The sequence below is a fragment of the Spirochaetota bacterium genome (genome assembly GCA_038043445.1).
Taxonomy (GTDB): Bacteria; Spirochaetota; Brachyspiria; order Brachyspirales; family JACRPF01; genus JBBTBY01.
Genome location: JBBTBY010000032.1, coordinates 1 through 15,352, shown reverse-complemented (window position 1 = coordinate 15,352; position 15,352 = coordinate 1). Strand labels below are relative to the sequence as shown.

Sequence of the window (15,352 nt, the reverse complement as noted above, 5' to 3'; positions counted from 1 at the left end):
TTCAATACTCCCAAATACGCCCGGCATGCGCAACTGCGCGCAATATGTGTGGACGATACGAAGAAACATTGTCGAATTACCGCGAGCAGCGTTTACAATGTGCCGAAGCGCTGCTGTATATGGGAAAATATAAAGATATACTGAACTCATTCCCCGATCAGGCATACATGTACGCATCGGCGCTTTTATACTCGGGACGGAGCAGCGAGGTCATTTCCCGATACCCCAATTTGCGTGAACAATGCGCGAATGCCCTCATCGTGCTCGAAAGATATGATGAAGTGCTTTCCAATTACAGTACATATTATTACCATTACATGCGCGCATGTCAAATGACAGCGCTCAAACACTATATCGCCGGCAGAAAAGAGGCCGCCTATACCCAATTCAATGGATTGACGAACGCCCAGTATTCACGGACATGGGGGTTGCCGTTCTATTTTTATCGCTTCCTTCTCGTGCCGTACCTTCATTTTCTCGACGGCGACAAAGCTGCATTCACAAAAGCATGCGAAGAGATCGTTGCGGACAGCAAATACCCGTACATGCAGATGCTCTGGCATCATGCGGCGTATGCCATCGGCAGGATAGACGAGAAAGAATTCCTCGCCCAACCGCGTAAGATGCAGCTCACGGGAACTCATTGCCTCGCGACCGCGATGCGCTGTGAATACAACGGCGATACGGCACAAGCCCTGCGCTGGTATCGGAAATTCATTGCCTTGCCGCTTTATGAGGGTGTACAGGCGTACGATGTATTCGTAAAATGGCGCATACGCGAGCTCTCGAAGCGATAATTTTATTCTGATGCGTACGCATATCGTGCGATATCCGCTATTGCCACCGCCATATCCGCCTGATATAATGCATCATCCGATATCCGGAGGGCGAAATGGCGGCGAAAAAACCGATACTATCGAAAGACGAAACGAAGAACATCGATGCGTACTGGCGCGCGGCGAATTATCTCTCCGTCGGCCAGATATATCTCCTTGATAATCCCCTCCTCAAAGAGCCGCTCTCGATAAAACACATCAAGCCGCGGCTTCTCGGTCATTGGGGCACATCGCCGGGACTTAATTTCATCTATGTCCACCTCAACCGCATGATAAAGAAATACGATCTTGATATGATATACATCACCGGCCCCGGGCACGGCGGACCGTCGCTCGTAGCGAACACTTATCTCGAAGGTACGTACAGCGAAGTGTATCCGCTTATATCGCAGGACGAGGCGGGGATAAAAAAACTTTTCAAGCAGTTCTCATTCCCCGGGGGCATTCCGAGCCATGTGGCTCCGGAAACGCCGGGCTCCATTCACGAGGGCGGCGAGCTCGGCTATGCCGTATCGCATGCCTTCGGCGCCGTGTTCGATAACCCCGATCTCATCGCTGCCTGTGTCGTCGGCGACGGCGAGGCGGAGACGGGACCGCTCGCGGCAAGCTGGCACTCGAATAAATTCCTTAATCCGAAGAATGACGGTGCCGTGCTCCCGATACTCCATCTCAATGGATACAAGATAGCCAATCCGACTATACTCGCACGCATCGACCGCGATGAACTGATATCGCTTTTCAAAGGATACGGGTACACGCCGTACTTCGTCGAAGGGAGCGATCCGGCGAAGATGCACCTTTCCATGGCGGCGACGCTTGAGAAAGTGATCGGCGAGATACGCTCGATACAGAAGAAAGCGCGTGCGGGGAAGAAGCCGCCGGTGCGCCCGAAATGGCCGATGATCGTCTTCATCACTCCCAAGGGATGGACGGGGCCGAAGTCGGTTGATGGGAAAAAGACCGAGGATCATTGGCGGTCGCATCAGGTGCCGCTTTCGGAGATGGCTGAGAATCCCGCTCACGTGAAGATACTCGAGCAATGGATGAAGAGCTATAAGCCCGAAGAGCTCTTCGATGCGAACGGTACGCTCAAAGCGGAACTTGCCGCGCTCGCGCCGAAAAAGAACAAACGCATGGGGGCCATTACGCATGCCAACGGCGGGGCGCTGCTTCGCGATCTTGCCATGCCTGATTTCAGGAAGTATGCGGTGAAGATCGAAAAACCCGGCACGGCGACGGCCGAATCGACGCGCGTCATGGGGACATTCCTCCGCGATGTGATGAAAGAGAACATGGCATCGAAGAATTTCCGTGTATTCGGTCCCGACGAAACGACATCCAATCGCCTCGGCAATGTGCTCGATGTGACAGCGCGTACGTGGCTCGCGAAGACGCTGAAAGAGGATGATAAGCTCGCCGCCGACGGGCGCGTGATGGAAATATTGAGCGAGCACACCTGCCAGGGCTGGCTCGAGGGATATCTTCTCACCGGACGGCATGGGTTCTTCTCCTGCTACGAGGCGTTCATACACATCATCGATTCGATGTTCAATCAGCATGCGAAGTGGCTGAAGACCACGCGGCATATCCCGTGGCGGCGGCCCATCGCATCGCTCAATTATCTCCTCACGTCGCATGTCTGGCGGCAGGACCATAACGGCTTCTCGCATCAGGACCCCGGCTTCATCGATCATGTCGTGAACAAAAAAGCGGAAGTGATACGGGTATATCTTCCGCCGGATGCGAACACGCTCCTCTCGGTCACCGATCATTGCCTTAAAAGCCGCAATTACGTGAACGTCATCGTCGCGGGAAAACAGCCGGCGCTGCAGTATCTCGATATGGATACCGCGGTCGCGCATTGCACGAAGGGTGCGGGCATCTGGACGTTCGCAAGCAATGATCAGGGGGGCGATCCGGATGTCGTCATGGCATGCGCAGGCGATGTGCCCACGCTCGAGACGCTTGCAGCCGTCGACATACTTCGGCGCGAATTGCCGACGCTCAAAGTGCGCGTGGTGAACGTTGTCGATCTCATGTCGCTGCAGCCGACGAATGAACACCCGCACGGACTGTCTGGCGCGGATTTCGATTCGCTTTTCACGAAGGAGAAGCCGGTCATATTCGCATTCCACGGCTATCCGTGGCTGATACATCGCCTCGTCTATAAGCGCACGAATCACGCCAATTTCCATGTGCGCGGTTATAAGGAAGAAGGCACGACAACGACACCGTTCGATATGGTCGTTTTGAACGAACTCGACCGGTTCGATCTCGTTGACGATGTCATCGATCGTGTGCCGGGATTGAGCGCCGCCCATGTGAAACAGAGGATGCATGACAAGCTCATCGAGCATAAACGCTACATCAATGAGCACGGCGAGGACATGCCGGATATTCGCGATTGGAAATGGCCGTATTGATGCGGCTTATTTCGCTTTCTTCTTTTTGACCGGCGCTTCCTGTCTTTCAAGCTTCCGCGCGTGAAGCTCCTCGCGCTTTTTCTTATTCTCTTCATTGTGAAGGAATTCATCATACGCGGCGACGACATCGAGCGTGCCGACGGGACCGAGCTCGATGACGCGGTTTGCCACCGTCGACATGAGCTCATGGTCATGCGATGTGAAAAGGATGTTCTCCTTGAACGTGCACATGCCGTCGTTGAGCGACGATATCGATTCAAGATCGAGGTGATTGGTCGGGTCGTCGAAAATGAGGAAATTCGCGTTGGCGAGCATCATGCGCGAGAGCATGCAGCGCACCTTCTCGCCGCCGGAAAGCACGTTCGCTTTCTTGAGCGGCTCCTCGCCGGAAAAAAGCATGCGCCCGAGGAATTGGCGTATGAACTCCTCGTCCTTTTCCTTCGAATACTGCCTCAACCAGTCGATGAGGTTCACGTCCGCTTCGAAGAACGACGTCACATCCTTGGGGAAGAACTCCTTCGTTATCGTCGTTCCCCATTCGATAGTGCCGCTGTCGGGCTTACTCACGCCGATAAGCACTTCGAAAAGCGAGCTCACGGCCATTTTGTTCTGCGATACAAATGCGATCTTATCATGGGCGTTCACGGTAAAGGTCACATCGGAAAAGAGCGTTTCTCCGTCAACAGCCTTCGAAAGCCCTTCTACCGAGAGGATGATATTCCCCGGCTCACGTTCCGCCTTGAAGCCGACGAAGGGGTATTTTCTGCTCGATGGCTTGATGTCCTCAAGCGTGATCTTCTCAAGGAGATTCCTCCGCGATGTGGCCTGACTCGATTTCGAAGCGTTGGCAGAGAACCGCGCGATGAATTCCTTAAGTTCGGTCACCTTCGATTCCATCTTCTTGTTGTATTCCTGCTTCTGCCTGAGCGCTAACTCGCTCGCCTGTTTCCAGAAGGTGTAATTGCCGGTAAAGAGCTTGATCTTTCCGAAATCAATATCCGCCACATGCGTACAGATGCGGTCGAGGAAATGCCGGTCGTGCGAAACGACGATGACCGTGTTCCTGAAGTCGATGAGGAAATCCTCGAGCCACTCCACCGTTTCAATGTCGAGATTGTTCGTCGGCTCGTCGAGAAGAAGGATATCGGGATTGCCGAAAAGCGCCTGCGCGAGGAGTACGCGCACTTTCTGCATTGCGCTCAATTCCTTCATCTTCAGGTCGTGCAGCGTGTCAGGGATATCGAGCCCGCGAAGGAGCGCCCCCGCATCCGCCGGCGCATTGTAGCCGTTCATGCGGCCTATCTCCTCTTCGAGCTCGGCCGAGCGCATGCCGTCGGCATCGCTGAAATCCGGTTTCGCATAGAGCGAGTCACGTTCCGTGAAAATATCGAAAAGCTTCTTGTGGCCGCGTATGACCGTGTTAAGCACTTCCATTTCGTCGAATTCGTTCTGATTCTGCCTGAGAACGGCGATGCGCTCATCGGGACCGGTAGATACCGTGCCGCGTGAGGATTCCATCTCGCCGGAGAGTATCTTCAGGAAGGTGGACTTGCCCGAGCCGTTGGCGCCGATAAGTCCGTAGCAGTTGCCCGGCGCGAAGCTTATCGTTACTTCATCGAAGAGTACGCGTTTGCCGAATTGAAGACTGATGTTCTCGGTAGTGAGCATAATTTTTTCCGGCAGAGAGTATACAGGCACCGGGGAAGAAAGGCAATGGTGCTATTCGACGATATCCTCGTCCTTCGGCACGAATTTCGTCTTCGGGAGATCGCCCTCGATCTTCTTCGCCGAAGGATCGATATTGGTCACGCTTATGTCGATGCCCGGCGCGGTGTTGGTGACACTGAAAGCAACGGGTATCTTCCCTTTGCGTATAAGGTCGATGACCTCGCGTATCTTGTCGTACTGATAGTAGCTCCTGTCGACCTTGCCGAGGAAGGTCTCATACCAATTGGCGGCGTTCGTATAGTCCTTGAGCACGAGGAGCGTGTGCCCGGTATGCAGATACGGCGTTGCATAGTAGAAGTTGGTTCGCTTCTGCGACTCGATAAGCTCGGTGCCTTTTCGATAATTGACGAGCGCGTTGGTGTAATTCCGGAGCATGTAGTGCATATCGCCCAGATTGACGAGGTACGCAGGCTCGCTGTCATTGAGATCTATCGCCGTCCGGTAATACTGTATCGCCACGGTGAAATTCGATTCGCGCGATTCGATGTTGCCGAGGTAGAAATACGCGCGGTCATTGATGCTGTTGGGATATTTCTGGAGATACCCCTTGATGAGGCGTTTGGCCACCGCAAAGCGGTTCTGAAAATACGCCTTCTCTCCTTCGAGGAAATCCGGGTCGGGCGGTATCGCCGCGATGAACACCAGAAGCGATGCGGCTATCATGAGAACTGCTTTCTTCATAAGATACGGTTCTTCTCCTCGCGCTTGATGCGCCGAAGTTCGAGCGTCAGTTCGCGTTTTATTTCATTGGGGATGCGCTCCACGAAAACGGTGCCGTCGATATGATCTATCTCATGCTGCATGACGCGTGCGAGAAGCCCGTCCGCTTCCACGCGGTAGAGCTTGCCGTCGAGGTCGTAATATTCCACGGTGACGAGCTTCGGTCGAGTGACCTCGGCACGTACCCCGGGCACCGAGAGGCAGCCTTCCTCATCGGCAACGGTCTCTTCCGAGCGGGCTTTGATGACTGGATTGACCATGGTAAGCGACTGCCCCTTGCGCCGCTCGTTCTCCGGTATCCGTATGACGACAAGACGGTCGCCCGCGCCGACCTGATTGGCCGCCAGTCCCACCCCGTCGGCAGTCTGCATGGTCTCGAACATATCCTTTACGAGGGAGAGCGTATGTTCGTCGACCTTCTTAATATCGCTGCACGGGGTGCGCAGAATATCGGCTCCATACCAGAAAATACGCCGTACGGCCATCGAAAATCACCTTCTTTTATTGTCGGCACTATCGTTCCCATTGATAATACAATTACAACGGGGGAAAATCAATAAAGCAACATATTGACATTTCCCCTTTTTGCACTATAGTACCCCCGTTGTTCGCGGGAATAGCTCAATTGGTAGAGCGCCACCTTGCCATGGTGGATGTCGCGGGTTCGAGTCCCGTTTCCCGCTCAGTAAGTACCCCGGCTGCTCCGGGGTATATTTATCCTATGAGCAGCGACAGACAATAAAAGCAGGGTTGATCCATGGAATCTGGTTTTTCGTTCGACAAAAGCAAGGGAGAGAACGGGGCGCTCCTCGTTACCGCTGCCGTATCGCAGACGGCCCTCGATGCCGTCGCTGACAAGGTGCTCGCGGATTTCCGCCCGCACGTCGAGATAAAGGGCTTTCGCAAGGGACGCGTCCCGGACGATATCATTCGGACGCGGTATAAGGACGCCATCGCCTCCGAATCGGAAGAGCATCTGGCGGAACAGGCTTGGGCCGAATTCGCGAAAGCGGAGAGCCTCTCCGTGTTCGGTAATCCGGAGCTCACCAAGCGTGAGAACAACGGCACGCTGAAATTCACCTATCTCTACTATCCGCAGCCGTCGGTAAAACTCCCCGATCTCTCAAAAATAAAGGTCGAGCGTGAGAACTGGTCCATCGATGACGCCGTCGTGGACGCCGCGTTTGAGATATACAAAAAGGAATACGGCAAGAGCGTCGAGGACAATGACAAGGTCATCGAGGCAGGGGACATGGTCACCTGCGATCTTACCTATCTGAACGAGAAATTCGGCCGCTACAATAAAAAAGAGATACGCCTCCGGGCGGCAAGCGACAAGGAAGATTTCGTCTTCGCACAGGCCATCATCGGCATGAAAGCGGGCGGCCAGAAAGAAGTGGCTACCGTCATGCAGGGCGAGAAAGCCGCCGTGAAGATAACGGTGAGCAAGATCGAAACGCTCATCCCCTCGACGTTCACCGACGAGGAGAAGGAAAAAGCGGACAATATAAAGAAATTTCTCCGCCAGCAGCTTGAAACGGCGACGAACGGCAAGAAGGAATCGGAGCTCATCAAGGCCATCGACGATGCGCTCCTCGAGAAAGTAACGCTTGCGATACCCAAAGGGTTCCTCGATACGTATGCGGATGCGCTCATGTCGCGCGTACAGGAACGTACGGTCTCGCGTACGGGGCTCAAGTTCGAGGAATATCTCGCGTTCACCGGAAAGACAGAGGATGAGCTCAAAGCAGAACAGAGAAAGGACTCCGAGCGTGAGATAACCCTCTCCGTGCTCCGCGGCGAGATATTCAGCGCGAACAAGAACGATATCAAAGTGAACGAAGAGCAGATGAACATGTATGCGCGTGAGCTTTATCAGCGCGAAACGCAGCAGGGTCTCGCCAAGCGTACCAAGGAAGAGCAGCAGACGATAATGCGGCGCATCGCCTCGGCCGCGCAGGAATACGGCGCGACAGCGGCCATCAATGAATTCGTAAAGGGAAAGGTCACCGTCACGGACAAGAAGGGAGCAGCCTATGTGCCCACCCGCGACGACCTTTTCTTCTGGCGGTAATCGTATGCAGGAGAAGGATGATATGCTCGTACCATTCGTCATCGAACAGACCAATCGCGGCGAACGCTCCTACGATATCTATTCGCGTCTGCTCAAGGACCGCATCGTTTTTGTCGGCGACGGCATCAATGACGCGGTATCCAACGCCATCGTCGCGCAGCTTCTTTTCCTCGAGGGCGACAACCCGGAGAAAGATATTTTCATGTACATCAACAGCCCCGGCGGCGTCGTATCGGCGGGTCTCGCCATTTACGACACCATGCAGTACATCAAGCCATTGGTGAGCACGGTGTGCATCGGACAGGCGGCGAGCATGGCTGCGGTGCTTTTAGCGAGCGGTGCCACCGGCAAGCGTTTTGCAACGCCCAATGCGCGCATCATGATACATCAGCCCTCCGGCGGCGCCGAGGGGCAGGCGACCGATATCGACATACAGGCGAAGGAAATACTGCGCATACGCGCACGGTTAAACGAGATACTTGCGAAGCACACCAAACAGGATGTCGAAACGATAGCGCGCGACAGCGAGCGCGACCGCTTCATGTCGAGCGAAGAAGCGAAGACGTACGGCATCATCGACGAGATAATCACCAAGCGGCTCTAAGGACAATGGCAAAGAAAGAAGATAAAGACAAGGAAGTACGCTGCAGCTTCTGCGGACGCGGCGAGGGCGAGACCTCCCATATCATCGAGGGGCATAATGTCGCTATCTGCAGCGACTGTGTCGCCACCGCGCACGACCTTATCACAAAAAAACCGCAGACGGGGAAAAAAGAGGAACTGAACGTCATCCCCCCGCATGAGATAAAAGCGGTGCTCGATGAATACGTCATCGGACAGGATTTCGCGAAGAAGATACTTTCCGTCGCCGTGTACAATCACTACAAGCGCATACGCATGGCGGACAAGAAAAGCACCCATACGTTCGGCGATGTCGAGATAGAGAAGTCGAACATACTCCTTGTCGGACCCACCGGAAGCGGGAAAACGCTCCTCGCGCGTACGCTCGCGAAAACGCTCAATGTGCCGTTCGCCATAGCGGACGCCACTACGCTCACCGAAGCGGGTTATGTCGGCGAGGACGTGGAGAACATACTCCTTCGGCTCATACAGAACGCGGGCGGGAACATACCCCTCGCTGAAAAAGGCATCATCTATATCGACGAGATCGATAAGATATCGCGTAAGAGCGAATCACAGTCGATAACCCGTGATGTATCCGGCGAAGGCGTACAGCAGGCGCTCCTCAAGATAGTGGAAGGCACCATCGCGAACGTCCCGCCGCAGGGCGGACGCAAGCATCCGCATCAGGAATATCTGCGCATCGATACGACGAACATACTCTTCATCTGCGGCGGCGCTTTCGTGGACCTGGAAAAAACGGTGGCCGAACGCATCAACAAGAAAGGCATGGGGTTCACCACCGATGTGGCCGCTATGGACACGCTCAATTACGGGGAGATCATCGCACACGTGACCCCGCAGGACCTCATCAAGTACGGCATCATACCGGAACTTGTCGGCAGGCTTCCCGTCATCGCGCATCTGGATGACCTTGATGCCGTTGCGCTCAAACGCATACTCACCGAGCCGAAGAACGCGCTTGTAAAACAGTATCAAAAGCTCTTTGCCTATGACAGCATATCGCTTGCCTTCGACGACGGCGCGCTCGATCTCGTCGTGTCCGAAGCGATAAAGCGCAAGGTCGGTGCACGGGGCCTGCGCGCGATACTCGAAACGATAATGCTCGACCTCATGTACGACATACCGGCGAAGAAGAACGTCAAAACGTTCACGGTAAGCCGCGATCTTATCGCCTCTGAGCTCAAAACGGCGGATGCCCCGCCGACAGCGCAGACCGCGTAACCTGCCGCGCCCCATCAAAAAAAGTACTTGACAGAATTTTGATAATCCGGTATAGTGCCGCCGAATCGTAAGTAAAGGTCTATTATGTATCAACACTCGATCAACGTACGCATGACGGGCGCAGCCGTAAAAGCGCTTATCTCCGGTGGAGGCGGGTCGTAGTGTTGTAAGATACTTCGACGGGACTATGTGGCCCGCTTCCTCCAACGAGGGAGCGGGCCTTTTTTTATGGGTTTTACCGCGAAACAGTGGACAGAGGAGGTTCACATGAAGCATGAGAATGCACAACAGTACCGCACCGCATCGGCTCATCAAACGACTTGGGGCATGGCGCTCGTACGCTCGCTCGCTTTGACGGGCGAGGAGCATGTACTCGATCTGGGCTGCGGAGATGGACGCGTTACCGATGCCATCGCTGCCGAGGTGCCGTTCGGGTCGGTCATCGGTGTCGATATATCCCCGGCGCAGATCGCCGCGGCGAACAAGCGCGTACGGGAGAACTGCACCTTCCGCTGTATGGACCTCAAGTCCATATCGTGGGTGGGGAGTTTCGATATCATCGTGTCCAATGCATCGCTCCACTGGGTGGACGGGCACGAGGAGCTCCTTTCGCGCGTGTACCGTGCACTCCGCCCCGGCGGCAGGGTGTTCCTGAATTTCGCCGCCGAAGGGAACTCCGCGAATTTCATCGAAGCGGTGAAGGAAGCCATGCGCGACCCCGCGTATGCCCCGTATTTCAGCGACTTCCGCTGGCCGTGGTATATGCCCTCGCGCGATGAGTACGCGCCGATAGCGGCGCGCGTGCCGTTCTCGGACATCACCGTGGCTTCCGAGGACGCTGAGGCCGCCTTCCCGAACGCGAACGCGATAGAATCGTGGATCGATATGCCGTCGATAATACCCTTCGTGCACCGCGTACCGCCGGACCGGCGTGTGTATTTCAGGAACGATGTGGCGCGCGGCGTGCTCATGCGCACTCGGCAGAACGACGGCAGGTATCGCGAACGTTTCCGGCGTATCGCGGTATATGCGAGAAAATAGGGCATACGCGTGTGCCAATTTGCATTACACCGGAAGGAGGAATATAATGTTCACTTCACCGACTATGTATCACCCCCACAGGGATACCTGCATGGATAAGGCGGTGTACCGCCGCATACTTCCGCTCCTCGACGTGAGCGATGAACACGATTATACCGTGCTCCATCTCGAATGCGGCGACGGCGATGATCTCAAATACATGAGCACCGCCATCGGGAAGAACAGCAGCTTCTTCGGCGTCGACCGCTCCGGGGAAGCCATCGAGCATGTCGATCCGGAAGTTGCGCACGATGCGAAATTCCATTTCCTGCAGTACGATATCGCGAAGGGAATCCCGTTCGATTACGACTTCTTCGATATCGTTTACGGGAATAATTTCCTTGCTTCCATCGAGGATAAGGACGCGCTCGTCCGTGAGATATACCGCGTGTCAAAGGACAAGGCGCGCATCATACTCTTCGAACAGGACCGCGACGCCCTTGCCGCGATACTCGAAAGCCAGTTCTTCGTCGGTTTTGTGTACGCCTGCGCCACCCATGAACCGACGAAGGGATACGACGGCTATGTGTACGTCGGCAATAAACTATGACGCCGACGGTCATCACGGGCAAGTACAATAAGGCCGAAGTATTTACCGACTCGCTTGAGAACGAAGCGGCTTCGCAGATACGTGCGTTCCTTGATCACGAGGCCTTCGCACACGGGCGCATCGCGATAATGCCCGATGTACACGCGGGCAAGGGTGCCGTCATCGGCTTTACCGCCGCGCTCGGAGATATGGTTATTCCCAATGTGATCGGCGTGGATATAGGCTGCGGTGTACGCACGTGGAATATCGGCGAACGCTCGGTGGACTTTGAGGCGCTTGATCGCTTCATACGTTCACGCATACCGTCGGGAAGGGACGTTCGGCGCAATGCCTACGAAGAATTGGAAGCGGCGCATGAACGGATCATGGATGTCCCTATGCGCGGCGGGCACAGGGAATTCCGCAAGCGATTGACCAATGCTGCGAAGGAGACGGAGCAGGACAATGAACGCGTCATATCCTCGATCGGATCGCTCGGCGGAGGGAATCACTTCATCGAGATCGACCGGGATGAAAAGGGCTCGCTCTGGCTCACGATACATTCCGGCTCGCGGAATTTCGGGCTTCGCATTGCGACACATCATCAGGCGATAGCACGCAAGCGGAGCGGAAGCCACAGCGGGCTCGAATTTCTTACGGGCGACGACCGCGAGGCGTATATGCGCGACATGAAGACGGCGCAGGAGTATGCCGCGCTCAATCGATCGGTCATGGGAAGCATCATACTGAGCGATTTTTTCAAGATGCGTCCCGACGATGCGGTATCGGTGGAGAGCGTGCATAATTACATCTCTTTTACCGACAACATCATCCGCAAGGGCGCGATATCGGCGCACCGGGATGAGCGCGTGGTGATACCGTTCAACATGCGTGACGGGCTCATACTCGGTGTCGGTAAAGGGGTGAAGGCGTGGAATCTTTCCGCCCCGCACGGCGCCGGGCGTACGATGTCGCGCTCGCGGGCGAAGAGCGAAATAAAGGTGGACGATTTCAAGAAAGCGATGGATGGCATCTGGACGAGCTCGGTGAGCCGCGATACCATCGATGAGAGCCCGATGGCGTACAAAGACGCCGACAGCATCATCGATGCACTCTCCGACACGGTGACCGTGACATCACGGATGTTCCCGGTGTATAATTTCAAGGCGAAGGATTAGACGATGACCTATCAGGACAAATTCTCGAAAAGCGCGCTCAACATGCGTGCGTCGGACATACGCGAGCTCCTCAAATATACCGAGGGCCGCTCCATCATAAGTTTCGGCGGAGGCATGCCCAATCCCGAGGCGTTCCCTGCCACCGCCATTACGCCCATCATCGAGCACGTGATGCGTGAGCATTCGTCCGATGCGCTGCAATACGGGCGCACGGAAGGCCACACGCGGCTTCGTCACGCGATAGCGCAAGGCATGGGCGAGCTCTACGATGTCGAGGAATCGCCGGAGAACATCGTCGTGACAAGCGGTTCGCAGCAGGCGCTGTACTTCCTCGCCAAGCTCTTCATCGATCCGGGCGATATCGTCCTGACCGAAAGCCCCACCTTCCTCGGCGCGCTCCTCACGTTCCGCTCATTCCTCGCGGACATACGCGGCGTTCCCACGGACAGGGACGGCATGGATATGGATGCGCTTGTAGATACGCTTTCCTCGCTCTCAAAAGAAGGCAGACGCCCGAAATTCATCTACACGGTGCCGACGGTGAATAATCCGTCCGGGAGCGTGATGAGCGCTCTACGCAGAAAGCGCCTGACCGAGATAGCCGCGGAATACGACACCCTTATCCTCGAGGACGATCCGTACGGTCTCCTGCTCTTCGACGGCACACGCATGCCGCTCGTGAAGAAGATCGACAAAGAGGAACGCACCGTGTATCTCGGCACGTTCTCAAAGATAATCGCGCCGGGTTTCCGCATCGGCTGGCTCGCCGCGGCGCCTGAGATAGCGCGCAAGGTCGCACTTGCCAAGCAGGCGGAAGATCTCTGCACAGGCTCTTTCGCGCAGCATTGCGTCTTTGAGATCATGCGTCATCATGCGCTGCTCCCGCATATCGTCGAGATCGTTGCGCTCTATAGAAAAAAAGCCGCGCTCATGACGGATACGCTCACAGAACATTTCCCGAAGACGGCTACGTGGACGCCGATCAAGGGCGGGCTTTTCGTCTGGGTGACGTTACCTGCGCATATCGATACGCGCGTAATGCTCGCCTCTTCCCTCGAACGCGGTGTCGCATACGTGGCGGGCGATGCGTTCTTTCCCGACGGATCGGGAAAGAACACGATGCGTCTCAATTTCAGTTATCCGTCCGACGGAAATATCATCGAAGGGATACGGATACTGGGCGCATTGGCAGCAGAGATGCAGTCATGAGATCATTTCCTCTCGCAGGCGGGGTCGCGCGACCCCGCCTGCGAGAGAAGCAATAACCCCGACGGAAAAACCGGCAAAGAAAAAGGAATAGCGAAAATGAACATCCCCTACACCGGAGAGCTCGCGGCGATAGCGACCGCGATATGTTGGACGGTCGGCGTCACCCTGTACGACGCGATATCGAAGCGCACGAGCACCTTCGTCGTCAATCTCGTGAAAGTCGTCATTGCGCTTACCCTCCTCTCTGCATGCAGCTTCTTCATCACCGGTTCGTTCTTTCCCCGATCGATACCGCGCGAAGCGTGGTTATTCCTTGCCGTGTCGGGGCTCGTGGGATTCGTCATCGGGGACCTTTTCCTTTTCCGGTCATTCGCGATGGTGGGTGCGCGCACGTCCATGATAGTCTATTCGCTGACGCCGGCCCTTGCAGCGCTCGGCGGATGGATTCTGCTTGGCGAGAGGCTTACTCTCTTCGTCATCATCGGCATGGCGGTGACGCTCTCCGGCATCATGCTCGTCGTCCTCAGGAAAAGCGATGCCGATACGGGTGCGGTAGAGCATCGCATCATCGGCGTTGTCTTCGCGTTCATCGCGACCGTTTGCCAGGCTGCGGGATATCTTGCAAGCAAACAGGTAATGCGATCGATGACGCCCATCGAAGCGACTGAGGCGCGTCTTGCGGTAGCCGTCATCGGTTTCGCCGTCGTACTCCTCATTGCGGGGAAGCTCGTCGATCTGACATCGGCAGTACGTGATGGGTTCATCATGCCGCGTCTTATCATCGCATCGGTGTTCGGGCCGTTCATCGGTGTCACCCTTTCCATGGTGGCGCTCCATGCGGCGAATGCGGGCGTCGTAACGACGATAATGGCGATGACGCCGGTGCTCCTCATCGTGCCGGCGCTCTTCCGCCGTGAGAAGCTCGGTATCCGTGATGTTCTCGGTGCCGTGCTCGCCGTCGGCGGCATTGCGATGTTCTTCATCAAATAAGGAAGGTTGATCAAATGAAAACAACAGAGAACATGGCGCAAATCGCCATCCGTGCGCGAGTCGGCATCCATGCCTCGCGCAAGCTGGCGTATCCTTGCGCCACGCATGGCTCGCGCCAGCTGTGCCATCCTGTCGCACGAATGAAAGGAATAGAGGCCCATTTCGATTCCGAAGCGAAGAAGTTCGATCGTCTTATAAAGACGATGGTGCCGGGCTATGATGCTATGATAAACGCGGCCGTAGGATCGCTTCCGTTCCCGCGTTCCCGCGCCATACGCGTTGTCGATCTCGGCACCGGCACCGGTACGCTCGCATCGCGAGTAAGCACGGCGTACCCGAAGGCGCAGATCACCTGCGTCGATATGGCACAGTCCATGCTCGCAATGGCGAAGCGAAAGCTTCCGCGCGCACGGTTCCATCGATCCGACTTCTATCGATATGAATTCGACGGAACATACGATGCCGTCGTAAGCTCGCTTGCGCTGCATCATCTGGTCACGGATACGGACAAACACGCGTTCTACCGGAAGATATTCCGTGCGCTCAAACGCGGCGGTGTGTTCGTGAACGCCGATGTCATATTCGGTGCAACGAAGCATATTCAGGCGGCCGCGCTCGGCCAATGGCGTACGTTCATGGAGAAGCGATCGTCTCCCCGGGAGATAAAGACGACATTCGCGAATTTTCGCCGTGAGGACTCGCCGGCAACGATACGATCG

The 15,352-nt window shown here is 55.7% G+C and carries 14 protein-coding genes and 1 tRNA gene; 12 read left to right on the top strand and 3 right to left on the bottom strand.

Annotated elements, in window-relative coordinates; all coding sequences use genetic code 11:
- Both AABZ39_05360 and AABZ39_05355 read left to right on the top strand, forming a co-directional pair.
- A partial coding sequence (locus tag AABZ39_05360) for a hypothetical protein (protein ID MEK6794182.1) occupies positions 1-797 on the top strand: 797 nt, incomplete at its 5' end.
- A gap of 95 nt (positions 798-892) precedes the next feature.
- Complete coding sequence (locus tag AABZ39_05355; protein MEK6794181.1) at positions 893-3,259, top strand: phosphoketolase family protein; 2,367 nt, start codon at positions 893-895, stop codon at positions 3,257-3,259.
- A gap of 6 nt (positions 3,260-3,265) precedes the next feature.
- Here AABZ39_05355 and AABZ39_05350 read toward each other — a convergent pair whose 3' ends face one another.
- The 3 genes from AABZ39_05350 to def are packed head-to-tail and all read right to left on the bottom strand — an operon-like array spanning position 3,266 to position 6,192.
- Positions 3,266-4,927, bottom strand: a complete 1,662-nt coding sequence (locus tag AABZ39_05350; protein MEK6794180.1) for an ATP-binding cassette domain-containing protein — start codon at positions 4,925-4,927, stop codon at positions 3,266-3,268.
- Between the two features lie 51 nt (positions 4,928-4,978).
- On the bottom strand, positions 4,979-5,668 hold the full coding sequence (locus AABZ39_05345) for a tetratricopeptide repeat protein (protein ID MEK6794179.1): 690 nt from the start codon (positions 5,666-5,668) through the stop codon (positions 4,979-4,981).
- On the bottom strand, positions 5,665-6,192 hold the full coding sequence (gene def / locus AABZ39_05340; protein MEK6794178.1) for a peptide deformylase: 528 nt from the start codon (positions 6,190-6,192) through the stop codon (positions 5,665-5,667). The genes AABZ39_05345 and def overlap by 4 nt, the downstream gene beginning before the upstream one ends.
- A 125-nt stretch (positions 6,193-6,317) precedes the next feature.
- Here def and AABZ39_05335 point away from each other — a divergent pair.
- The 10 genes from AABZ39_05335 to AABZ39_05290 all read left to right on the top strand — a co-directional run.
- Positions 6,318-6,390 (top strand) — tRNA-Gly (locus AABZ39_05335).
- A gap of 74 nt (positions 6,391-6,464) precedes the next feature.
- Entirely contained in the window at positions 6,465-7,781 is a 1,317-nt protein-coding gene (gene tig / locus AABZ39_05330) for a trigger factor (GenBank protein ID MEK6794177.1), read from the top strand.
- A 4-nt stretch (positions 7,782-7,785) separates the two neighbouring features.
- On the top strand, positions 7,786-8,385 hold the full coding sequence (clpP, locus tag AABZ39_05325) for an ATP-dependent Clp endopeptidase proteolytic subunit ClpP (protein ID MEK6794176.1): 600 nt from the start codon (positions 7,786-7,788) through the stop codon (positions 8,383-8,385).
- Between the two features lie 5 nt (positions 8,386-8,390).
- Positions 8,391-9,647, top strand: a complete 1,257-nt coding sequence (clpX, locus tag AABZ39_05320; GenBank protein MEK6794175.1) for an ATP-dependent Clp protease ATP-binding subunit ClpX — start codon at positions 8,391-8,393, stop codon at positions 9,645-9,647.
- A gap of 228 nt (positions 9,648-9,875) precedes the next feature.
- The gene (locus AABZ39_05315) at positions 9,876-10,688 is read left to right on the top strand and encodes a methyltransferase domain-containing protein (GenBank protein ID MEK6794174.1); all 813 of its coding nucleotides are present in this window, start codon (positions 9,876-9,878) and stop codon (positions 10,686-10,688) included.
- 91 nt (positions 10,689-10,779) lie between these two features.
- Positions 10,780-11,277, top strand: a complete 498-nt coding sequence (locus tag AABZ39_05310; GenBank protein MEK6794173.1) for a methyltransferase domain-containing protein — start codon at positions 10,780-10,782, stop codon at positions 11,275-11,277.
- Positions 11,274-12,434, top strand: coding sequence for an RtcB family protein (locus AABZ39_05305; protein MEK6794172.1), 1,161 nt, complete (start codon positions 11,274-11,276; stop codon positions 12,432-12,434). Before AABZ39_05310 ends, AABZ39_05305 begins: the two co-directional genes overlap by 4 nt.
- A gap of 3 nt (positions 12,435-12,437) precedes the next feature.
- Positions 12,438-13,643, top strand: coding sequence for a PLP-dependent aminotransferase family protein (locus AABZ39_05300; GenBank protein ID MEK6794171.1), 1,206 nt, complete (start codon positions 12,438-12,440; stop codon positions 13,641-13,643).
- A 96-nt stretch (positions 13,644-13,739) separates the two neighbouring features.
- Positions 13,740-14,633, top strand: coding sequence for a DMT family transporter (locus tag AABZ39_05295; GenBank protein ID MEK6794170.1), 894 nt, complete (start codon positions 13,740-13,742; stop codon positions 14,631-14,633).
- A 14-nt stretch (positions 14,634-14,647) separates the two neighbouring features.
- The coding region (locus AABZ39_05290; GenBank protein ID MEK6794169.1) for a class I SAM-dependent methyltransferase at positions 14,648-15,352 on the top strand (705 nt) is incomplete at its 3' end.